Source organism: Streptococcus sp. 27098_8_75 (genome assembly GCF_041432475.1).
In the GTDB taxonomy this organism is placed as follows: Bacteria; Bacillota; Bacilli; order Lactobacillales; family Streptococcaceae; genus Streptococcus; species Streptococcus gordonii.
Genome location: NZ_JAPVZR010000003.1, coordinates 265,790 through 288,353, shown reverse-complemented (window position 1 = coordinate 288,353; position 22,564 = coordinate 265,790). Strand labels below are relative to the sequence as shown.

The 22,564-nt window shown below is 39.0% G+C and carries 26 protein-coding genes and 1 pseudogene; 7 read left to right on the top strand and 20 right to left on the bottom strand.

The annotated features are described in order from the left end of the window. Positions 1-27: 27 nt before the first annotated feature. The 14 genes and pseudogenes from O3640_RS06890 to O3640_RS06825 form a co-directional block, all read right to left on the bottom strand. Positions 28-606, bottom strand: coding sequence for a sugar O-acetyltransferase (locus tag O3640_RS06890; protein WP_061599432.1), 579 nt, complete (start codon positions 604-606; stop codon positions 28-30). Next, a complete protein-coding gene (locus O3640_RS06885; RefSeq protein WP_061599431.1) occupies positions 603-1,421 on the bottom strand; it encodes a PRD domain-containing protein in 819 nt (272 codons plus the stop codon). Before O3640_RS06885 ends, O3640_RS06890 begins: the two co-directional genes overlap by 4 nt. Positions 1,422-1,438: 17 nt before the next feature. Further along, entirely contained in the window at positions 1,439-2,203 is a 765-nt protein-coding gene (locus tag O3640_RS06880) for a ribonuclease HII (protein ID WP_227221306.1), read from the bottom strand. Further along, the gene (gene ylqF / locus O3640_RS06875) at positions 2,190-3,041 is read right to left on the bottom strand and encodes a ribosome biogenesis GTPase YlqF (RefSeq protein ID WP_227221307.1); all 852 of its coding nucleotides are present in this window, start codon (positions 3,039-3,041) and stop codon (positions 2,190-2,192) included. Before ylqF ends, O3640_RS06880 begins: the two co-directional genes overlap by 14 nt. Before the next feature lie 144 nt (positions 3,042-3,185). After that, positions 3,186-3,524, bottom strand: a complete 339-nt coding sequence (locus O3640_RS06870; RefSeq protein ID WP_008808609.1) for an ATP cone domain-containing protein — start codon at positions 3,522-3,524, stop codon at positions 3,186-3,188. Positions 3,525-3,764: 240 nt separating this feature from the next. Next, on the bottom strand, positions 3,765-4,700 hold the full coding sequence (gene dapA / locus O3640_RS06865) for a 4-hydroxy-tetrahydrodipicolinate synthase (RefSeq protein ID WP_060553553.1): 936 nt from the start codon (positions 4,698-4,700) through the stop codon (positions 3,765-3,767). 208 nt (positions 4,701-4,908) lie between these two features. Beyond that, on the bottom strand, positions 4,909-5,985 hold the full coding sequence (locus tag O3640_RS06860) for an aspartate-semialdehyde dehydrogenase (RefSeq protein ID WP_227221308.1): 1,077 nt from the start codon (positions 5,983-5,985) through the stop codon (positions 4,909-4,911). Positions 5,986-6,230: 245 nt separating this feature from the next. Next, positions 6,231-6,386, bottom strand: a complete 156-nt coding sequence (locus O3640_RS06855) for a hypothetical protein (RefSeq protein WP_227227196.1) — start codon at positions 6,384-6,386, stop codon at positions 6,231-6,233. A 191-nt stretch (positions 6,387-6,577) separates the two neighbouring features. Beyond that, positions 6,578-6,703 carry a hypothetical protein gene (locus O3640_RS06850; RefSeq protein ID WP_264458297.1) on the bottom strand — a complete coding sequence of 42 codons (126 nt, stop codon included), beginning with the start codon at positions 6,701-6,703 and terminating at the stop codon, positions 6,578-6,580. A 185-nt stretch (positions 6,704-6,888) separates the two neighbouring features. Beyond that, the gene (locus tag O3640_RS06845) at positions 6,889-7,548 is read right to left on the bottom strand and encodes a DNA alkylation repair protein (protein ID WP_227221310.1); all 660 of its coding nucleotides are present in this window, start codon (positions 7,546-7,548) and stop codon (positions 6,889-6,891) included. A 3-nt stretch (positions 7,549-7,551) separates the two neighbouring features. After that, positions 7,552-8,160, bottom strand: a complete 609-nt coding sequence (locus O3640_RS06840; protein WP_221738221.1) for a DUF5052 family protein — start codon at positions 8,158-8,160, stop codon at positions 7,552-7,554. A 5-nt stretch (positions 8,161-8,165) separates the two neighbouring features. Then, positions 8,166-8,693 (bottom strand): annotated as a pseudogene (locus O3640_RS06835) (N-acetyltransferase family protein). Between the two features lie 71 nt (positions 8,694-8,764). Then, complete coding sequence (locus tag O3640_RS06830; RefSeq protein ID WP_227955562.1) at positions 8,765-10,435, bottom strand: formate--tetrahydrofolate ligase; 1,671 nt, start codon at positions 10,433-10,435, stop codon at positions 8,765-8,767. A 182-nt stretch (positions 10,436-10,617) separates the two neighbouring features. Further along, the gene (locus tag O3640_RS06825; RefSeq protein ID WP_227221312.1) at positions 10,618-11,142 is read right to left on the bottom strand and encodes a hypothetical protein; all 525 of its coding nucleotides are present in this window, start codon (positions 11,140-11,142) and stop codon (positions 10,618-10,620) included. 152 nt (positions 11,143-11,294) lie between these two features. On the opposite strand from O3640_RS06825, the gene O3640_RS06820 reads away from it, so the two are divergent. The 5 genes from O3640_RS06820 to O3640_RS06800 all read left to right on the top strand — a co-directional run bounded on the left by O3640_RS06820 (position 11,295) and on the right by O3640_RS06800 (position 15,496). Further along, positions 11,295-11,987, top strand: a complete 693-nt coding sequence (locus tag O3640_RS06820) for a phosphopantothenate--cysteine ligase (protein ID WP_227221313.1) — start codon at positions 11,295-11,297, stop codon at positions 11,985-11,987. Continuing rightward, positions 11,984-12,535 (top strand): phosphopantothenoylcysteine decarboxylase, encoded by a 552-nt coding sequence (gene coaC, locus O3640_RS06815; RefSeq protein ID WP_227221314.1) that lies wholly within the window; start codon positions 11,984-11,986, stop codon positions 12,533-12,535. The genes O3640_RS06820 and coaC overlap by 4 nt, the downstream gene beginning before the upstream one ends. Beyond that, positions 12,519-13,082: an ECF transporter S component gene (locus O3640_RS06810; protein ID WP_046165527.1), complete on the top strand. Its 564-nt coding sequence runs from the start codon at positions 12,519-12,521 to the stop codon at positions 13,080-13,082. The genes coaC and O3640_RS06810 overlap by 17 nt, the downstream gene beginning before the upstream one ends. Positions 13,083-13,318: 236 nt before the next feature. After that, positions 13,319-15,037: a phospho-sugar mutase gene (locus O3640_RS06805; protein ID WP_008809162.1), complete on the top strand. Its 1,719-nt coding sequence runs from the start codon at positions 13,319-13,321 to the stop codon at positions 15,035-15,037. Between the two features lie 111 nt (positions 15,038-15,148). Beyond that, a complete protein-coding gene (locus tag O3640_RS06800) occupies positions 15,149-15,496 on the top strand; it encodes a thioredoxin (RefSeq protein WP_227221315.1) in 348 nt (115 codons plus the stop codon). 106 nt (positions 15,497-15,602) lie between these two features. Here the strand turns inward: O3640_RS06800 and O3640_RS06795 are convergent, their stop codons facing one another. The 6 genes from O3640_RS06795 to O3640_RS06770 all read right to left on the bottom strand — a co-directional run bounded on the left by O3640_RS06795 (position 15,603) and on the right by O3640_RS06770 (position 20,862). After that, a complete protein-coding gene (locus tag O3640_RS06795) occupies positions 15,603-16,238 on the bottom strand; it encodes a hypothetical protein (RefSeq protein WP_223347569.1) in 636 nt (211 codons plus the stop codon). A gap of 59 nt (positions 16,239-16,297) precedes the next feature. Continuing rightward, a complete protein-coding gene (gene mutY / locus O3640_RS06790; RefSeq protein ID WP_227221317.1) occupies positions 16,298-17,446 on the bottom strand; it encodes an A/G-specific adenine glycosylase in 1,149 nt (382 codons plus the stop codon). A gap of 66 nt (positions 17,447-17,512) precedes the next feature. Continuing rightward, positions 17,513-18,490 carry a phosphate acetyltransferase gene (gene pta, locus O3640_RS06785; RefSeq protein ID WP_227221318.1) on the bottom strand — a complete coding sequence of 326 codons (978 nt, stop codon included), beginning with the start codon at positions 18,488-18,490 and terminating at the stop codon, positions 17,513-17,515. 21 nt (positions 18,491-18,511) lie between these two features. Beyond that, the gene (locus O3640_RS06780) at positions 18,512-19,399 is read right to left on the bottom strand and encodes an RluA family pseudouridine synthase (RefSeq protein WP_227221319.1); all 888 of its coding nucleotides are present in this window, start codon (positions 19,397-19,399) and stop codon (positions 18,512-18,514) included. After that, positions 19,389-20,213: an NAD kinase gene (locus O3640_RS06775; protein ID WP_048780091.1), complete on the bottom strand. Its 825-nt coding sequence runs from the start codon at positions 20,211-20,213 to the stop codon at positions 19,389-19,391. The genes O3640_RS06780 and O3640_RS06775 overlap by 11 nt, the downstream gene beginning before the upstream one ends. After that, a complete protein-coding gene (locus O3640_RS06770; RefSeq protein ID WP_046165521.1) occupies positions 20,197-20,862 on the bottom strand; it encodes a GTP pyrophosphokinase family protein in 666 nt (221 codons plus the stop codon). Before O3640_RS06770 ends, O3640_RS06775 begins: the two co-directional genes overlap by 17 nt. Before the next feature lie 102 nt (positions 20,863-20,964). Between O3640_RS06770 and O3640_RS06765 the strand changes: the two genes are divergently transcribed. Further along, complete coding sequence (locus tag O3640_RS06765) at positions 20,965-21,534, top strand: CYTH domain-containing protein (protein ID WP_227221320.1); 570 nt, start codon at positions 20,965-20,967, stop codon at positions 21,532-21,534. A 71-nt stretch (positions 21,535-21,605) separates the two neighbouring features. After that, the gene (locus O3640_RS06760) at positions 21,606-22,562 is read left to right on the top strand and encodes a ribose-phosphate diphosphokinase (RefSeq protein ID WP_111724295.1); all 957 of its coding nucleotides are present in this window, start codon (positions 21,606-21,608) and stop codon (positions 22,560-22,562) included. Positions 22,563-22,564 lie beyond the last annotated feature (2 nt).

Genomic DNA, 22,564 nt, shown 5'->3' with positions numbered 1-22,564 from the left:
CATTTAAAGTAAATAGGTGGATGTTAATTAGCTCAGGGCTTTATTTGACTTAGTTTTAGGGATTTCTTTGATAATCCGAGCTGGATTTCCAGCTAAAACAACATTGTCTCCAAAAGACTTGGTCACAACTGATCCTGCTCCTACTACCACATTATCTCCCAGTGTCACACCAGGCAGAATAGTCACACCGCCTCCAGCCCAGAAATTATCACCAATGGTAATGGGAGCTCCATACTCAATACCAGAATTTCTTTCAACAGGATCCAATGGGTGTAATGGCGTTAGCAATTGACAATTGGGACCAAACATAGCATTATCTCCAATCCTAATCGGACAAACATCCAGCATCGTCATATTCCAATTAGAATAAAAATTTTCTCCCAAATGAATGTTCACTCCATAGTCACATACTAAATTAGGATTCATTGAAATATTTTCAGCAGTTGAGCCAAACCATTCCTTAAGAATAGCACTACGTTTTCGAACGTCTTGTTCCTGGTTGAAAGAATACTGGAAATTTCTTGACCTAGCAGCTAGCTGTCTCAATTCCTCATCATGAGGGCGATAGGGTTCACCAGCAATCATTTTTTCGTATTCTGTTTTCATGACACCTTCCTTTTCATACGAGATAAGTGGATGATTAAATAGAGCTGTTCATCTTCTGATGTGGTGTAATTTCGAGTTTTTTCAAGATGGTCAACGATTTTTTGAGCCGTTTCAAAAGCACAAGGGTATTTAGACTTCATCAGTAGAAACATCTCATTGTCTTCTAAGTCTCTATATCCAGAGCCTGTCAAAACTCGCTCGCAAAAAAATTTCAAATGAGTCACAAAGCGTTGTACATAAATATCTTCCTCATCTAGAGAAATTTCTAAACTGTACTTGACAATGGTCATGATTTCTTCCATCAACATGGTCAGATCTCTTGCAGCTGCACCGTTCTCTAACTCTGCATTCACAATTGTTAAGGCCATGAAACCAGCCTCATCATCCGGTAAGTCTTTACCAAAATATTGACTTAGAAGCTGATTAGCATATTTTCCAACTTCAAATTCCTCTGGAAAGAATCGCTTGATATCCCACATAAGAAAATTTTTCAAATAGATGTCATCCTTCTCTCGCAAAACGACTCCATGCATGTGGTCAGCCATTGCTATAAAAGCATGATGATTTAACTTCTTAGAAATCTTTTTATGGGCAAATGCAATAACTTCGCCAGCTATTTCTATAATTTCAGGATCAATTTCGTTAATCAACTGCTTCCTGTCTGCTGACAAAATAAATTTTTTCTCAATCAGATCAAGCGAGATCTCCTGACCCGCTTTTCTACCAAAAGCCAGCCCTCTTCCCATGAGCACAATTTCTTCTTGGTTTTCTTCAGAAATAACGACATTATTGTTTAAAATTTTAATAATCTGCACTTCCAACCTCTTCATAACTAGTCAAGCATAGACTTAACTGGTTCAAATGTCTTTCTGTGAATTGGGCTCACCCCATAATGTTCTAGGCCCTCCAAGTGGCTCTTTGTTCCATAGCCAGCATTCTGCGCAAAGTCATAACCAGGAAATTCTTTGTCGTAGTCCGCCATCAGTCTATCCCTAGTAACCTTAGCAACAATGCTAGCCGCTGCGATAGACAGAGAATTGGCATCTCCTTTAATAATAGACTCTTGTGGAATTTCGACATCTAGTCTCATGGCATCAATCAGCAAATAATCTGGCTTGAGAGGAAGCTTTGACAAAGCCTCTTTCATAGCAAGCTTGGTCGCTTCATAGATATTGACTTGGTCAATAATATCATTGTCGATCTGGCCAACACCTATTGCCAAGGCCTTATCCATAACTGCTTGATAGATTTCTTGATGCTTTTTCTTGGGAATCTTCTTACTGTCGTTAAGTCCCTTAATTTTACATTCTGGTGGTAAGATGACAGCTGCAGCGACAACTGGACCAGCTAGAGGACCGCGACCAACTTCATCAATTCCAGCAATAGCTTGGTAGCCAGATTGATAGAGCTCTTTTTCATACCGTAGCATCTGATTCAAACGCAAATCTTCATCTAACTCTGCTTGAATAGCCTTTTTACGCTTTTCAACAGCCTTTTGAACTCCACTACGCTGATCCTTTGCCACCTCTTCTAAAAAAGAATCAGACAACTCAGTCACCAACTCCAAACGCTGCTGAATCTCCTTAATCGTTGCCATCTAATTCTCCAACAATATCCAAGCAGTAACGGCCCAGCTTACCATCACGAACATCTTTAACAAAAAGACTATAAAAATGATCGTAGTCATCACGGAAGCCAAGTTTTTGAGTCATATCCATAATCATATCAGGCGCTTCCTGACTTAGATCCAGCTGCTTGAAGCGTGCTGTCAGCTCATCAGGATAATGCTCCTTAAAATAATTAAGTCCAAAAATCGTCACTTCATCCATAGGTAACAGATTATCCTTAATTGCACCAGTCAGAGCTAACTTGAGAGCAACCGTCTCGTCTTCAAACTTAGGCCAGAGGATACCTGGTGTATCCAAGATTTCCAAATCTTTATTTGACTTGAGCCATTGCTGACCTTTTGTCACACCGGGTTTATTCCCTACAACAGCAATTTTCTTACCTGCCAAGCGATTCATGAGAGTTGATTTGCCAGCATTTGGGATACCGATTATCATGGTACGCAGGGTTTCGATGCGAATTCCTCTCTCCTTCTGACGAGCCAATTTGTCAGCCATCAATTTCTTAGCGGCATCTGTCACCTTTTTAACGGCAGACTGTTCTTTAGAATTAAGAGCCAAAGTAGGAATTCCTTGACCTTCAAAATAAGTCTGCCACTCCTTGAGACGGACAGAATCAGCCAAATCCGCTTTATTTAAAACCAAAAGCTTGGGCTTTTCTCCTACAATTTTAGTTAGCATGGGATTTTGACTAGATAAAGGGAGACGGGCATCAACCAAGACAGTCACAAAATCAACAAACTTAATACTTTCTTGGACCTGTCTCCGAGCTTTGGACATATGCCCAGGAAACCATTGAATCGTTGCCATATTTTTTCCTTTCAGCGAATATCTTTCAGAATATTTTCATCTTTAACTATTTTAACATATTTCTAGAATTTAAGAGGGAGAATCCAAAACGGACAACTCAACATCTCCTAAAACAAAGAAAAAAGCCTCTATGGGCTTTAGCATTTATCTAACTTGTTCAAAGTGAAGGTGTACTGCAATATGATCTCCATAACCACTGCGCTCCAAATCACGTTGTAAACGATAGGAGATGTAATGTTCAGCAATAGTAATGTAGCCTGCTCCCAAGAGACGACTTTCAACCATTGATTGAATCATACTAATAGTTGCTCTCTCTACTTTTGCTTCTTGCAAATCAAGAACAACCTTTTTTGTAACTTGTGCCAAATTTTGCCGTAAATCATCAGTCAAAACATAGACTGTCTGAGCAGCCTTTAATACAGCTTGATAGATTTTATCCGGATCAAAATCTACAACTTCACCACTGCGCTTAATTACTTGCATAATAAACTCCTTTATTTATCTATTTCTAATATAATGTAAGTCACTAACATGACTTCTGCCAATCTAGTTCTTCACAGCCTGCTCAAAAAGAAAACTCAAAGCTAGACCATACCTTAACATTATATAATTTTTTCCAATATTTTTCAAAGGTAGCTTTCTTTTTTAGACTTTAAAAAGCGAAAAAGAAAGGAAAGCACTTGGCAATCCTTTCTAAAAAATAATTTGTTTTAATTTCATCAATCAATAATCCGGTCTCAGGACACCTTTAACAGTCTCTTTGGTTGCTTGGTAGTCACCATCAACCACGACCTTAATAATGCGTTTGGCATCTTCTTCAGGTGCAGGCACAAGTGGTAAGCGAGTTGGGCCTGCCGCAAAGCCCAAGTAATTAAGCACAGCCTTGACTGGGGCAGGGCTTGGGTAAGAGAAAAGCGCATTGACTTTGGGAATGAATTTCCGTTGAATAGCTGCTGCTTTTTTGATGTCATTGTGCTCAATTGCGTCCAGCATTTCAAACATTTCATCACCGTTTGTGTGAGAAGCAACAGAGATAACTCCATCAGCCCCCAGATTCATAGCATGAAAGGCATCACCGTCCTCACCGGTATAAATCAGAAATTCCTCTGGACGATGCTCAATCAAATAAGCCATATTAGCAAGACTAGTACATTCTTTAACACCGATAATATTTGGATGTTCTGCCAATCTCAGCATGGTCTCAGGAGTCATCTCAACTACTACCCGTCCTGGTATATTGTAGATAATGATAGGCAGGTTTGAAGCATCCGCAATAGCTTTAAAGTGCTGGTACATGCCTTCCTGTGAAGGTTTATTATAATAAGGAACAATAGCCAAACCAGCTGCGAAACCACCAAAGGCATCTACTTCTTTGACAAATTCGATAGAGTCACGTGTTTCATTGGTACCAACACCCGCTATTAAAGGCACACGACCTTTAACAACCTTTTGAACAGCCGCAAATAATTCCAATTCTTCATCATGAGTCAGAGTGGGACTTTCTGCTGTTGTACCCGCCAATAAAATACCATCCGTGTGGTGAGCCAGAAGATGCTCTATTAAGTCAGGAATGGCTTCAAAATTAATTGATCCATCTTCATGAAAGGGTGTAATGAAAGCAGTGATTATTTTACAATTAAGCAAATCTTTATAAGCCATATGAAAACCTTTCTATATAAGGAAAGGAGGCTTAAAGAATTTCTTCTTAGCCTCTTTTTGTTATAGCAAAACTTGTTTGAGGTTTAATTGACTTAATGAAACTAGTCATTTATCAGTTATCTCATCTAGAATCTGAAAAAAACAGAAACATTAAAATTCAAACTAGCCTTATTCTATGTTAAAAACTATCAAGTTTTTTATAAACCTTTTATTTTAACTCGTAAACAAGTTCTTCAGTCGGACGAACTAAGCCACGCTCATGCAAGCTTTCAGCAATTTGTACTGAGTTCCAAGCAGCTCCCTTAAGAAGATTATCAGATACGATCCACATATGAACGCCATTTTCAACATCTAGATCCTTGCGAACACGACCAACAAAGGTTTCTTTTCTACCTACTGCGTTAACAGCTTGTGGATAGACTTGATGGGCGACATCATCTTCTAAAACTGTACCTGGAAAGGCTGCAATAGCTGCCTTTATTTCTTCGATAGAGGCAGTTTCTTTAGTTTCGATATAGACAGATTCAGAATGCGCTGATAAGACTGGAATGCGGACACAAGTAGCAGAAACTTTAACAGATTCATCTTCTAAGATTTTCTTAGTCTCCTTGGTCATTTTCATTTCTTCATAAGTATAATCATTGTCAGTGAAAACATCGATTTGTGGTAATGCATTAAACGCAATTGGATAATGTTTCTTGTCCCCACCAGAAGGCAAGATATTAGCAGTCAAATCCTTTGGATCAACACCATCATTTAATACCTGACGCAACTGATCCTGCGTTTCCAAAATTGCACCCATACCAGCACCAGATACAGCCTGATAAGTTGATACAATCACGCGCTCAATTCCCCATTTATCAGCGATTGCTTTCAATGGAAGCATCATTTGAATCGTAGAGCAGTTTGGACAAGAAATAATTCCGTTGTGACGGTCCAAGGCATGGGCATTAACCTCTGGTACTACTAATGGTGTTTTGCTGTCTTGGCGGAAGTAAGAAGTATTATCAACAACTACTGCCCCTGCCTTAACCGCATAAGGAGCATACTTTGCTGAAGTCGAGCCACCAGCAGAAAAAAGAGCAATGTCAACGCCATCAAAAGCAGTTTCAGTAGTCTCTTCAATTACAATGTCTTGCCCCTTAAACTGCAAAATCTTTCCAGCCGAACGTGCAGACGCTAAAAAGCGCACTTTATCAATAGGAAGACTTGAGTCTTCCAACATTTTAATCATCTGAGCTCCAACGGCTCCAGTAGCACCCACTACAGCAACTGTATATCCCATACAAACTACCTCTGAATTTTCTAAAAATTTTGTATATTCTATAATTATACTATTTTTTAAAAAAATTGTAAATCCAATCTGAGACTATAAAGGGATAAAATTGAATTTTTTTGATCTTAAATATGTTATATATTTTACATAAAATGATTCATCTACATCAACATACACAACATCTCTTACCTTTAAATAAATCTTTATAAGGTTACAGCTTTTCCCTCACGAACAAAACTGCATCCATTGCTCTATTACTCAACTGCCTTCTGCGAAGTCATTTCATCAAGAGCAATAGCACTCTCAACGCCGACCGTATCAGCATCAATTTCTCTAAGTTCGGCTTCAACTAATGGTCTTGCCTCTCTAAGAGAGGGATCAAAGTTTACAGCTTTTGTTCTTACGAACAAAACTGCATCCACTGCTCTACTACTCAACCGCCTTCTTCGAAGTCATTTCATCAAGAGCAATAGCACTCTCAACGCATATCGTATAAGCATCAATGTCTCTAAGTTCGGCTACGACTAACCGTCTTGCCTATCTAAGAGAGGGATCAAAATTTACAGCTTTTGTTCTTACGAACAAAACTGCATCCACTGCTCTACGACTCAACCGCCTTCTTCGAAGTCATTTCATCAAGAGCAATAGCACTCTCAACGCTGACCGTATCAGCATCAATTTCTCTAAGTTCGGCTACGACTAACCATCTTGCCTCTCTAAGAGACATAGAAAAATCCCCAATCCGTAGACTGGGGATTCGAGGCATCTTTCGATGAGAACAGCTGGTTCACACAACTGCTCAAGGTCCGCTCCTGCGTTACAATTGAATGTAGACCTCCTCAGCGCAAAAGGCTCCTAGGAGCCAATCGACTCATCGCATGAACCTAATATACCATGAAGGAACTCAATCTGTCAAGAAGATATATACTTACTTCCCTCTCGAACACTAAGTGCAGCCATTTCTGCCTGATGCCGCTCTATAAAATCCTTGACCCAGTCTGGATTGGTTTTTGAATAATCTCTCAGCGCCCAGCCGATGGCCTTGTTAATAAAGAATTCAGTCTGGCCTAGATTATTTACTAAAATCTTTTCCAACAGCTCTGTGTCCGTTTCTTCTTTTCGCAGCAGCTGATGATCGATGGCCAAGCGCCGCAGCCAGATATCCTCATCACAACTCCAGGATAAAATAGTAGCTTTGGTTTCTGGAAATCGGGCAATAATGGATCCGACCAAGCGGTCTAGAAAGTCAACTGTATCCCACCAAGATTTTGTTTGGGCAAGTTTTTTTAAATCTGGCAAGTCAGATGGTGTCAATAGTTTCTTGCGAATCTCCAGATAGTCGAGCGCTACGTACTGCAATTCTCGATAAGGATTATTCCAAGCTTCATTTATAAAATTCCAGTCAATAACACAGTCAGTCTGTTGTTTGAAAAAAGCTTTTACGAGCTTCCGTCTAGCCGGAGTCTTAACTCCTAGAAACTCAAATTTATTTTTCATATAGGCTTTCATAGCCACCGCATCATTAGATATGGCTACAGCTTTTAACTCTTTTACCAATTCCTCTACATCCATAGCTTACTCCAGCAATTCACGGTCATAAATAGTGTAGTCACATCGGTAAATCACGAGACGTTTGCCGTCAATCAGCAACTCCGAAGTTTTAGGAGCATCAGATTTATCAAGAGAGACACGGTCGCCAGCATAGGCTGCCAGCGGAGTCCCATTTTGAGAACGAATCAAAATAACCTTTTTCTTTCCAGTAAAGTCATTTTTAAAGGCTGAAATCATGCGATTCAAAACGGGAACAGAATGACTATTCTCCTCAATATCTGCAGTCTTTTGATATTGAGCAAAGACATCTTTCAAGCCTTTTTCTTCTGCAATCAGGGAAGAGCCCACATGGTCAATCTCATACTTACCCAAGGTGATTTTGAGAACAGAAGAGTCCTCCTTGGAATTTCCTTCCGCATCAACTGAGTCAAACTCCTCGTTACGAGAGATGGATAGAGACTTGCCCGACATTTGGTCAATAAGCTGAGAATTTTCATCATAGGTGCGAACTGTCATCTCTAAACCAATCCATTCCTCCTTGGCATTTTTAAGCCAGTTTTCAATCATCTGACAACCAGATAAGGTAATTAAACCAATGGTTAACAACAAAATAATTAGATATTTCTTTTTCATACTTCCTACTCCTTTTCTTTTAAAAGCTTGATTGGTCTAGCTTCCTTGTCTAAAGACTTTTGTAGCCAAACAATATCGTGCCAACGGTTGAATTTATAGCCAATTTTAGGAAAATGCGCCACCTGCTGATAGCCTCTTTTTCTATGCAAAGCCAGACTAGCCTCGTTTGGCAAAGAAATACAGGCTAGAAAATGCACATATCCCATCTGATCTAACAGGTCTTCTAGCGCATCATAAAGCTTACTGCCGACTCCTTTCCCTCTAGCATCTTGACTGACATAGACGGATAATTCTACCGCCTAATCATAGGCTGCACGCGCATAATAAGTCGAAGCGTAAGCATAACCTAAGACTACACCGTCTTCTTCCGCCACCAGGTAAGGATATTTTTCCAATGTTTTCTCAATCCTAATTGCAAAATCCTCAATGGTCGGAACTTCATATTCAAAAGTAATGGCTGTATTCTCGACATAAGGCGCATAAATATCTAACAAGGATCTAGCATCTGATGGCTTAGCTAATCTAATCTCCATAATGACTCCATGTTCTCAGTATTTTCATTATTATACCAAAAAAGACTCGTAACGAGTCTTTTAAACCATGATCAAAATAGACCAATCGCTGTACCATCTGATGCCACATCCATATTAAGTGCAGCAGGACGTTTTGGTAGGCCTGGCATGGTCATGACATCTCCTGTCAAAGCCACGATAAAGCCTGCCCCAAGTTTTGGTACCAACTCACGAATGGTAATTTCAAAGTTTTCAGGAGCGCCCAGAGCAGCAGGATTGTCTGAGAAACTATACTGTGTTTTGGCCATACAGATTGGCAGCTTGTCCCAGCCGTTTTTGATAATTTCCCGAATCTGAGTCTGCGCTTTTTTCTCAAAGTTCACTTTTGAACCACGATAGATTTCTGTGACAATCTTCTCTATCTTTTCTTCAATAGAGAGTTCATTGTCATAGAGGCGAGTGTAATGAGCAGGTTCTTCATTAATGGTTTTGACTACAGCCTCAGCCAAAGCTACACCACCTTGAGCGCCATCAGCCCAGACGCTAGCAAGCTCAACCGGTACTCCGATTTCTGCACAAAGTTCCTTCAAGGTTGCAATTTCAGCTTCTGTATCAGAAACGAATTCATTAATAGCAACAACTGCTGGAATACCGAACTTACGGATATTTTCAACGTGGCGTTTAAGGTTAGCAAAACCTGCACGAACTGCTTCTACATTTTCTTCTGTCAGTGCATCCTTAGCTACGCCGCCATTCATCTTAAGAGCACGAAGGGTTGCAACAATAACTACTGCGTCTGGAGAGGTTGGCAAGTTTGGAGTCTTAATGTCCAAGAATTTCTCAGCTCCAAGATCTGCCCCAAATCCTGCTTCAGTCACCGTATAATCAGCCAAGCGTAGCGCTGTACTAGTTGCTAAAACAGAGTTACAGCCGTGGGCGATATTGGCAAACGGCCCGCCATGAACAAAGGCTGGTGTCCCGTAAATAGTCTGTACCAGATTTGGCTTAATCGCATCTTTCAATACCAAAGCCAAGGCACCTTCGACCTCAAGGTCACGAACATAGACTGGTGAGCGGTCATAGCGATAACCGATGACAATGTTTGCCAAGCGATTTTTCAAATCTTCAATATCCGTAGCTAAGCAAAGAATTGCCATAATTTCAGAAGCAACCGTGATATCAAAGCCATCTTCGCGTGGAATACCGTTGACTGGACTACCTAAGCCAACAGTCACATGGCGCAGAGCTCGGTCATTCAAGTCAACCACACGTTTCCAGATAATGCGCCGCTGATCAATTCCCAGAGCATTTCCTTGATGTAAATGATTATCAATGAGTGCAGACAAGGCATTGTTAGCCGTCGTGATGGCATGCATGTCTCCAGTAAAATGCAAGTTAATATCTTCCATAGGCAAGACCTGCGCATAGCCACCGCCAGCTGCTCCTCCTTTGATTCCCATTACTGGACCCAAAGACGGTTCGCGGATGGCAATCATCGTTTTCTTGCCAATCTTGTTCAAGGCATCCGCAAGACCAATGGTAATAGTTGATTTCCCTTCGCCTGCTGGAGTCGGATTAATAGCCGTTACTAAAATCAATTTACCAACTGGATTTTTTCTTACCTCAGAAATCTTATCAAAGCTAAGCTTAGCCTTGTACTTACCATATAATTCCAAGTCATCATAGTCGATGCCAATTTTTTTCACCACATCCACAATAGGCTGTAATTCAATACTTTGAGCAATTTCGATATCTGTTTTCATCAAATTCTCCTTCATCCATTTAGTATATAGATTATAACAAAAAAAGAGTAAAACCTACACAATTTAACTCTTTTTAAAAAACATTGTTCGTGTTTTGCTTTGCGAAAACTAGAATTCATCAGATAAAATTATGAAATTCACTTGAAACTTTATAGAAATCTAAATTTTAAGTTGTAATTCCTTTAATCAAGAAATCCACTCAAAAGAATCTCCGGATGGTATTTATTTAAGACATCGTAGATATCATACTGGTCTTCATCTAATTTATCAATTGAAATTTCGTAATCAGGACCATCTTGGGTATAGGGACAAATATAATGCTTTACACTTCTATGTCCTTCAGAACTATATTCGGAACGCTTCTTATAAGAAATTCTTTGAATATCTTTCCATGGAATGCTAATTTGTTCATCATCAATGCGAAAGACGAACTCATCCTTTGTCCCAGCTAGAATTGGTACCTTACTCTCTTTTTCTTTAAATATATTTTTTATTAGATAGAGTATGATTCCGCCAAAGATCGCAGCTAAGAATATAATTATTAAGGTAGAGTGCGACAAATCATGCTCTATGCCCTTATCAATATCCATGTATATACTTATAAAAGCAACAATTCCAAATCCAAACATGACCAATATAAACATCAAATTTGTAAAATAAAAATTTGAACCAGCATAATATTCAAATTGATAATTCTCTTTCTCCATACTCTCTCCTTTTTTCAATAACATACAATCATTCATACAGAATCTTGATAAGAAACAAGTAAGCTCAAGCTGTTATCAAATTTCTAATTCACAACAACTTTCTGAAAATATAATTATTTTACTAAATTTACTTTTTCTTGTAAAATAAGGTTATGAATATATTGATTACTTCAGGCGGAACAAGCGAAAAAATAGATCGTGTTCGCTCTATTACCAATCATTCAACTGGACAGTTAGGAAAAGTCATAGCCGAAACTTTCCTAAATAAGGGTGACCAAGTGACTTTAGTAACGACTTCCAAGGCTGTCCGTCCTCTACTACATCCCAATCTTACTACAGTAGAAATTGAAAATGTCTCAGAGCTTCATGAAAAGCTGGAACCACTTGTCCATAGTCATGACGTACTGATTCACACCATGGCAGTTTCTGACTACACTCCGATTTATATGACCGGTTTTGATGAAGTTTTAGCTAGCTCTGACCTTACAGAATTACTGAATAAGTCTAACTCAGAAAGCAAGATTTCTTCTCAGGATGATGTCCAGGTACTTTTCCTTAAAAAGACACCAAAAATCATCTCCTTAGTAAAACAATGGAATCCCGACATTCGCTTGATTGGATTCAAACTCTTGGTTGATGTTTCTAAGGAAAAGTTACTTGAGACAGCGCGAGCCAGTCTCCAAAAAAACAAAGCAGATATTATTGTTGCCAATGATTTAAATAAAATTACTGAGAAAGGGCATGAAGCTTATCTAGTTGAAAAAAATAGGGTGACGCAAGCCCATTCCAAGCTTGAGATTGCTCAACTCCTCTACCAATATATCCACAGGGAGGCAAAAACATGACTCAGATTACTCTAGCAGTTAGTGGTAGCATATCAGCCTACAAGGCAGCAGATATTACTAGTCACCTAAAGAAAGAGAACTTTGATGTGACTGTCCTCATGACACAAGCTGCGACAGAATTTATCACACCTCTAACTCTGCAAGTCTTATCACAAAGGTTGGTTGCTCTTGATATCATGCAAGAGCCTGATCCTAGTAAGGTTAATCATATTGCCATTGCCAAAGAGTCTGACCTCTTCTTGCTGGCGCCAGCTACAGCCAATACCATCGCTAAATTAGCAAATGGTCTAGCTGATAATATGGTAACAGCCACTGCTCTGGCCTTACCTATTCAAACCAAGAAAATTTTGGCACCAGCTATGAACACAAAAATGTATGAAAACCCGCTAACTCAGCACAATTTGGAGCGTCTGCAAAATTTTGGATGGAAGATTATCCAACCACGCGAAGCTGTTTTAGCCTGTGGTGATCAGGGGACAGGTGCTCTAGCTGAGGTTGACACAATTATTGATACAGTAAAGGAACTTATTTATGAAAAAACAATCTAAGATTGCACAAATTGCTATTTTCTTTGCCATTATGTTGGTACTGCATCTGCTTAGCTCAGTGATTTTCAACCTTCTGCCAGTACCAATTAAACCAACGATTATTCATATACCTATTATTATCGCTAGTATCCTTTACGGTCCTCAGGTTGGAATGGTCTTAGGTTTCCTTATGGGATGTATTAGTGTGATTACTAACACCATAGTGCTTATTCCTAGTAGCTATCTTTTTAGCCCTTTTGTACCAAACGGAAATCTACATTCGCTTATGATCGCTATGGTGCCCCGCATTTTAATCGGTCTCACTCCTTATCTTGTCTACAAAGTCCTACATAACAAACTTGGTTTAGCTATAGCTGGAGCAGTTGGTTCTGCTACTAATACCATCTTTGTCTTGGGCGGAATCTTCTTTCTATTTTCAAATGTCTATCAAGGAAGTATCCAAGCTATGCTTGCTGTTGTTTTATCCGCAAATTCAATTGCAGAGTTACTTATTTCGGTAGTCTTGACAACAACTATCGTCCCTGCACTTGAAAAAGCTAAGCAATAATCTTCTAATCAATAATCTTGTAAGGGCAGTTATCTATCTGTCCTTTTTTGAATTCCTCTATATGATTTATTTGAAATTCTTTAAAAAATTTTTTCAAAAGTATTTCATCATTTTCTATATCTGACCTTTCAAAATAAGTGAAAATATGCTACAATGAAAGCGATTAGATATATTCAAGAGCGGGATGATTTATCATGATTTTCCTCTCTTCATTTTTTAAATAAAGGAGACATTCTATGACTTACCAAGAAAATTATCAAAAATGGGTCGATTTCGCTGATCTTCCAGACTACCTTCGTCAAGATTTAGAAAATATGGATGAAAAAACAAAGGAAGATGCCTTTTATACCAATCTTGAATTTGGTACTGCTGGTATGCGTGGATTGATTGGTGCTGGTACAAACCGCATTAATATCTATGTTGTCCGTCAAGCGACTGAAGGTTTGGCTCGTTTGATTGAGTCAAAAGGTGGAAATGAAAAAGAACGTGGTGTGGCAATTGCCTACGATAGTCGTCACTTCTCTCCAGAATTTGCCTTTGAATCTGCTGCAGTTCTTGCAAAACATGGTATCAAATCGTATGTATTTGAAAGCCTTCGTCCAACTCCAGAACTTTCATTCGCCGTTCGCCACCTCAACTGTTTCGCAGGTATCATGATTACTGCCAGCCACAACCCTGCTCCATTTAACGGTTACAAGGTTTACGGCGAAGACGGTGGACAAATGCCTCCACACGATGCAGATGCTTTGACAACTTACATCCGTGCTATCGAAAACCCATTCGCTGTTGAAGTTGCAGATGTAGAAGCTGAAAAAGCTTCTGGCTTGATTGAAGTCATCGGCGAAGCTGTCGACGTAGAGTACCTAAAAGAAGTGAAAGATGTGAACATCAATCCAGCTTTGATTGAAGAATTTGGTAAAGACATGAAGATTGTCTACACACCACTTCATGGTACTGGTGAAATGTTGGCTCGTCGTGCTCTTGCCCAAGCAGGATTTGACTCTGTTCAAGTTGTTGAAGCGCAAGCAACTGCAGACCCTGACTTCTCTACAGTTAAGTCTCCAAACCCAGAAAACCAAGCAGCCTTTGCCCTTGCCGAAGAACTCGGTCGTCAAGTTGGTGCAGATGTTCTTGTCGCAACTGACCCTGACGCTGACCGTGTTGGTGTGGAAGTGCTTCAAAAAGATGGTAGCTACCTTAACCTTTCAGGTAACCAAATCGGTGCTATCATGGCTAAATACATCCTGGAAGCCCACAAAAATGCTGGAACTCTTCCTGATAATGCAGCTCTCTGCAAATCCATCGTATCAACTGACTTGGTAACGAAGATTGCTGAAAGCTACGGCGCAACAATGTTCAACGTCTTGACTGGTTTCAAATTTATCGCTGAAAAAATCCAAGAATTTGAAGAAAAACACAATCACACTTACATGATGGGATTTGAAGAAAGCTTCGGTTACTTGATCAAACCATTTGTACGTGATAAAGACGCCATCCAAGCCGTTCTTGTCGTTGCTGAACTTGCTGCCTACTACCGCTCACGTGGTTTGACACTTGCTGACGGTATCGAAGAAATCTACAAAGAGTACGGCTACTATGCTGAAAAGACCATCTCTGTGACTCTTTCAGGTGTAGACGGTGCTGAACAAATCAAAGCCATCATGGCTAAGTTCCGTAACAATGCTCCAAAAGAATGGAATGCAACAGCTATCACTGTCGTAGAAGACTTCAAAGCCCAAACTTCTACTGCTGCAGATGGCACTGTAACAACCTTGACAACACCTCCAAGTGATGTTTTGAAATACACACTTGCGGATGGTTCATGGATCGCTGTTCGCCCTTCTGGAACTGAACCAAAAATCAAGTTCTACATTGCAGTTGTAGGTGAAAGCAACGAAGATTCACAAGCTAAGATTGCAAATATCGAAGCGGAAATCAACGCTTTTGTAAAATAAGAAATTATAAAAGATGAGAGCAACCAATCTCATCTTTTTTTCGTATCAAATCTAAGCAATTTTAGAAACTTTATGGCATACTAGTTTTATCAAAAGAAAAGAGGATGATTTATGGAACAATTTGCTCAAAATATTAAAGACTTAGAAGTCACAACTGTTGATCGTGCTCGTCAAGCGATTGCTGACAAAGAGACAGCAACTTTCTTCGTTGGTCGTAAAACTTGCCCTTACTGCCGTAAGTTTGCTGGAACATTAGCTGGTGTCGTAGCTGAAACTAAAACACACATCTACTTCATTAACAGTGAAGAAGCTAGTGAATTAGAGAAACTGCAAGCCTTCCGCTCTGAATATAGCATTCCGACGGTTCCTGGCTTTGTTCATGTTCAAGACGGCCAAGTAGCAGTTCGTTGTGATTCTTCTATGACTGCAGATGAGATTAAAGCTTTTGCCGGAATTTAAGCAAAACCTCCATCTAAAGGGTAGTTTATTAGCCTCTCTCCTTACAGAGCGAGAAGGTCTATAAGTTATTTTAAAAGCGAAAAAGACAAACTATATTGTTTGTCTTTTATTTTTCTTTCAAAGCATATATCGGAAAGCCGTGTTCTACTATTCTATCATCTAGTTTAAAATAATTTTTAAACCAAAGTTTATATTTTTTAAATAAAGCTTCAATACAGAAATACAGGATGATTATTAAAAAGATAAATAAAAGAGCGTGCCAATTTTGAAATTCCGATGAACTCTCAATGAACATATCCCAGTATGCACATGAGAAGAGCAAAAGAACTCCTAAAATTAAATTCAAATATAAAATATAGCTCACTAAGAAGAGAAATTGATGTTTCTTTGATCTTTTACTGTAATAGACTTTATAGTTTTTGGTATGTCTTTCGAAGACAGGCAAGTGAAAGGAATAGCTTCCGCTACCGAACTTAACTAACTCAGGTAAGGCATGATAGCCACACCAATGAAGGATTTTAAAATTTAACTCACGAATTAAGAAAAATAAATTGTAACAAATAAAACAACAAATTAAGATAGAACTGATTTTTGCATGATTAGAATATAATTCGCGAATAAAAGCAAAATATGCAAAAGCCAAAAAATAATTGAAACATGCTAATATAAAATAGAGAATACTAGCAAATATACTACGAGCTCCTATAAAATTTTTATCTGAATAATCTGGTCTATAATCCATATAAGTTACATAATCCTATTCTTTCTTCATAAACCTATGCTCTAAATTGAAATGAACGTTCATTTATTAAATGCCTCCCACATCTTCTGCTGGGGTTTGGCAAAAGGATACTTCTCAAATTCATCTGGATGTAGCCACATGACCTCTCCATCAGCTACGATCTGGCTATCATTAACTCGGCCATAAGCTAGCTGGATATGCCACTTGCGATGGCTGAAGACATGTTGCACCTTTGGAAAAGACTCCTGCTGCCAATCGACAATCAAATCATAATCCTGTTCAAAACTTTCTTGAGGAGACAAATCCAGACTTGGCTGATTTTCAGCTATCTCAAAGAGGGACATCTGATTTTCAGTTTGAAATTCCTCAACTTCAATCAGGGGAAAATGCCAAAATCCAGATAACAAGCCAGCTGTCTCATTCTTTTCAAGCAAGAATTGTCCCTGCTCGTTTTCGATAATCAAGCCCTGCAGATAGACCGAAACTGGCTTCTTTTTAGGGGCTTTAATAGGATATTTATCCATAGTTCCATGTAAATAGGCTGCACTGAACTCTTTTACAGGACTGTCTTCTGGATGAGGATTAAGAGGAGCTTCGATATCTGACCCCAGATCCATCAGTGCTTGATTGAAATCTCCGGGCCTGTCTGGATCAATCAGAATCTCCATCATAGCCTGAAAGACCTTCCGATTGCTGGGTTGACCAATATCTAAATCCACTTCAAACAATCGACTCAGCACCCGCATGACATTGCCGTCCACTGCAGGCTCAGCTAGACCAAAGGCAATACTAGCAATAGCACCAGCCGTATAAGGTCCAATTCCTTTGAGGCTAGCAATCCCTTCATAGCTATCAGGAAATTTCCCAGCGAAATCTATCATTATCTGCTGGGCTGCTTTTTGCATATTTCTCACCCGCGAATAATAACCCAACCCTTCCCATGCCTTGAGCAGTCTATCTTCTGGTGCCTGTGCTAAGTCAGCTACTGTCGGGAACCAGCCAAGAAAACGCTCATAGTAAGGAATCACCGTATCCACCCGAGTCTGCTGCAGCATAATCTCAGAAACCCAGATATGATAAGGATTATTTGTTCTACGCCAAGGCAGATCGCGTTTGTTTTTATCATACCAAGTTAATAATTTCTCGCGAAAAGAAGCAATTTTATCTGCCTCCCACATCTCAATTCCGTATTCTTTCAAATTTAACATAAATCTAGTATAGCATAAGGATAAAAAAATTGGAGAGCTTACGCCCCCCCAATTATCTCATATCGTTTAATAATGACCAACTGCCTGACTAGCTGTAATCAAGGTCAGCTTGTAAACATCATCCGCATTACATCCACGAGAAAGATCATTAACTGGATGATTAAGCCCTTGTAAGATAGGACCTACTGCGGAGAATCCACCCAAACGTTCAGCCAGTTTGTAGCCGATATTACCAGCTTCAATGCTAGGAAAGACAAAGACAGTCGCTTGACCAGCCACTGGGCTGCCAGGTGCTTTCAGCTCTGCGGTTGCAGGCACGAAAGCTGCATCAAACTGCAATTCGCCATCGATTGCCAAATCTGGACGCATTTCTTGTGCTAGCTTAGTTGCCTCCACTACCTTATCAACCTTTTCTCCAAAACCAGAACCTTTAGTAGAATAGCTGAGCATAGCGACTTTCGGATCAATATCAAAAATTTGTGCTGTCAAAGCTGAGTTAATAGCAATCTCTGCTAAAACATTGGCGTCTGGATCGATATTAATAGCACAGTCACTAAAAATGTAGCGCTCATCATCACGAACCATTAGAAAGGCACCAGAAGTGCGCGAAACCCATGGCAAAGTCTTGATGATTTGAAGAGCAGGTCTAACAGTCGCTGCTGTAGAGTGAATAGCGCCTGAAACCATTCCTTGAACCTTACCAAGATAGACTAGCATAACACCGAAATAATTGACATCTTCCTTCAACAATTGACGCGCTTCGTCTGCAGTAATTTTTCCTTTACGACGCTCAACAAAAGCTTCCACCATTTCCTCAAAGCAAGAACAGTTTGTAGGATCAATAATCTGAAAACCTTCTGTTATTCCTTCAATCTCTAAATAAATCCGAATTTTTTCAGGATTACCCAAAAGAACTGGAGTAATATTAGTTTCTTTGACAAGGCGCTTAGTTGCTTGAAGAATACGAGGTTCTTCGCCTTCAGGTAAAACAATTTTCACTTCTTTATCCTGTAAGGCATCACGAATATCATCAAAAATTTTCATATCTAGTTCATCTCCTATTAATTAATTTTTAAATATCTGAATTACTTGTTCAAAATCTGTTGGAAGAGGACTGGCACGTCCAATTTCCTCTCCACTGAATGGATTGTAGAATTTCAAAGTATGACAGTGAAGAGCTTGGCGGCTAATACCTTCAGACATGCTTCCACCATATAAATCGTCTCCCAAAAGTGGAAAACCGATATGTGAAAAATGAACTCGAATCTGATGCGTCCTTCCTGTGTGAAGGTGAATATCCACTAGGTAGATGTTACCAAATTGCTCAATAACCTTGTAGCTAGTATGAGCATATTTACCTCCCTTGGCAACTCTTCGTGTAATAATACTATCTTCATCACGCGCAATCGGAGCAATAATTTCTCCTTCTTTTTCTAAAAGACCATCTCCCTTAACCAAGGCTAAATAACGCTTCTCGATAGCTCTTTTTTGTAATTGCTTATCCAATCGTGCATGGGCATAGCCGTGTTTGGCAAATAGCATAAGACCGCTAGTATCCTTGTCCAAACGTGTCACAATATGGACTTGATGATTTTCATAACCAGAATCTATATAATAAGCTTTGACATAATTAGCCATAGTATTAGAGTGGTTCACGCTTGGAATGCTTGCAACGCCAGCCGGTTTATCAAGTATTAAAAAATGATCATCCTCAAAAACTACTTCTAGTTTTTTCGAAATCGCTTCTAAACTTTCAAAACCTTCTTCCTTGGGAATATCGATCGTAACTTTATCACCAATGTCTAACAAGTAAATTGCATTTTGCGGTTCGTCATTTACTAAAATACCCCCGCCTCTAAACTTAATTTTAGCAAGAAGGCCCTTTGAAACATCATGTTTTTTGAGAAAAGTTTTGACTTTGACATGTTCATCTGCAATAAACTCAAATCTCATCGTCTACTTCTCCAATAAAGGCATCCTTAACTCGGTTCCAAAAGCTCGTATGACTTGGGCTAGCGACAAAATGTATTTTATGATTATCTATTTGAAATTCAACCTTAGAAATATGCTTGAAAGTATAAGTTCTATTATCCACCGAAATCGTATGCTGATCATTTCGAGTTGGAAAGATTTCAATCTTATCTTTTTTGGGAACAATGATAGACGAGCCCAAAGTACGATATACACGATTATTAAGACTAGCCACTTCAGCAATTTGCAAGGCCTCGATTGTCGGATGGAGAACTGCTCCACCTAAGGATTTATTGTAAGCCGTACTGCCTGTCGGAGTAGAAACTGAAATCCCATCCCCTCGGAAGCGTTCAAAGGCCACATGGTTAATCATGACATCAGCGACCATAGTCCGATCTGATCGCTTTATCGTAGCTTCATTCAAAGCTAGTTTAGTTTTTACAGAACCATCCTCAAGAAAAATTCTAACATTTAAAATCGGATAGGAAACCTGAGCACCTGTGTCCAATTTTAGATTATCTATTAACTTGTCAATTTCGAAATCTCGATAATCAGTATAAAACCCTAAGTGTCCAGTATGAACACCGACAAAACGAACTTTATCTAATTGTTTTTCATATTTGTGAAAAACTGACAAGAGCATGCCATCTCCACCTACAGAAATAACTATATCAGGATTTTTATCGGTTAAAATGAAACGATTCTGCCTTAGTTTCTTAATCAATAATTGGCAGACTTCTTTACTTTGAGGTTTATAATTGCTAAAAACTGCAATCTTTTTATCTATATTCTTCATCTGTATCGTCACTATTTCCTACGCCATCATTTAACTTCCGATAAGGCGGATCAAACAGAACTTGAGCCTCTTGAATATCATGGCGAATTTCACCCATTGTTTTATCCAATTCATAGGCAATTCGAGCTGTTATTTCCAACCTTTCCTTAATTTCTTGAGGAAATTCTCCCTTATATTTATAATTCAGAGAATGCTCAATTGTCGCCCAAAAATTCATGGCTAAGGTCCGAATTTGAATTTCAGCCAAGACAACTTTATTACCGTCAATTGTATCAACAGGATATTCAACTATCACATGATAGCTACGGTAGCCACTTGGCTTCTTATAAGTGATATAATCTCGCTCTAGAACAATCTTCATATCTTTCCGCTGACGCAAGACTTTCAGAACTTCAGTGATATCATCCTCAAATTGAACCATAATTCGAAGTCCTGCAATATCATTCATATCACGGTCTAAGTTTTCTAAACTTATTCCATGCATAACCATCTTCTCTTGGATACTTTCAATAGACTTGACCCTACCGGTTACAAATTCTATAGGTGAGTGTCGTTGTTGCTTGCGGTATTGCTTTCGAATCCCACGCAGTTTGACTTTTAACTCACCAACAGCTTGGACATAAGGGTCTAAAAATTGTTCCCACTCCATAAATGCACTCACTCACCTTGTCATTTTTAATTATTTTATATAAAATAAATACGTCTATTATTATAACATAAATCGTTTTCAAGCGAAAGAAAAGGATCAACAATGAATCATTTAGAAATTGAATATAAATCTGGATTAAACAAAGAACAATTCGACAGTCTGCTACCATTTTTTAAAGATATTACTCCAGTAAAACAAACAAATTATTATATAGATACCCCTGATTTTTTTATCAGAGACCATAAAATGGCTTTCCGAATCCGTCGTTTTGATGATTCAGCCGAGCTGACTCTGAAGATATCGCAAGAGGTGGGAACGATGGAATATAACCAAGCTTTATCAGCTGATGAAGTTCATTCAATAATTGAGAATATGACTCTACCAGAGGGAGAGATTCTTGAAAACTTGAAGAAAACGAAGATTCAGCTAAATCAATTAACCATCCTAGGCCACTTAACCACCATTCGCAGAGAAATGAAACATGAGTTTGGACTTCTAGCTCTGGATGAAAATTTTTATTTTGATGTTCACGATTATGAAATCGAACTTGAAGTTCAAGATGCTGAAGATGGGAAAGTTAATTTCTTTGACTTTCTACAAGAAAACAATCTCCCATACACACCCCTAAAAAGCAAGATCGCTAGATTTGCTAAAAACTTGCCAAATAGCTGAAAAAATCTTATATTTTTGATAAAATAGTAATCAGAAAATTAAAGGAGTTATCTTTAGGTATGTTTGGTTCAATCAATGACAAAAAGAACATGAAATTATTCTCGCTCAACTCAAATCATGCTATCGCTGAGAAGATTGCAAAAGCTGCTGGAGTACCGCTTGGGAAACTTTCATCACGTCAGTTCTCTGATGGAGAAATCCAAGTCAACATCGAAGAAAGCGTACGTGGCTTTGATGTTTTCATCATTCAATCTACAAGTTTTCCAGTAAACAACCATTTGATGGAACTGCTCATCATGGTAGATGCTTGTAATCGTGCCAGTGCTAACTCAGTTAATGTTGTAATTCCTTACTTTGGTTACGCTCGTCAAGACCGTACAGCGGCGCCTAGGGAGCCAATTACAGCAAAACTAGTAGCAAATATGTTAGTAAAAGCAGGTGTGAATCGAGTACTGACTCTTGATCTACACGCTGTTCAAGTGCAGGGATTCTTCGACATTCCTGTTGACAATCTTTACACTGTTCCTCTTTTTGCAAAACACTATTGCGATAAAGGCTTAACAGGTGATGATGTTGTCGTTGTAAGTCCAAAGAACTCAGGTGTTAAGAGAGCTCGCAGTTTAGCAGAACATCTAGATGCTCCTATCGCTATTATTGACTATGCTCAAGACGATGCTCACCGCAATGAAGGATATATTATTGGTGAGGTAGCTGGTAAGAAAGCGATCTTAATTGATGACATCTTGAATACTGGACGTACCTTTACTGAAGCTGCTAAAATTGTCGATCGAGAAGGAGCAACCGAAATCTATGCGGTTTCAAGCCACGGTCTCTTCGTTGATGGTGCCGCTGAAAAATTAGATGCTGTTCCGATCAAAGAAATTTTAGTAACCGATTCTGTAGACACCAAAGAAAAAACTCCAAAAAACATCCAGTACATTACAGCAAGTGAGTTGATTGCTGATGCTATTGTCCGCATCCAAGAGAGAAAACCTGTCAGTCCTCTCTTTGCATATAATAAAAAATAAGG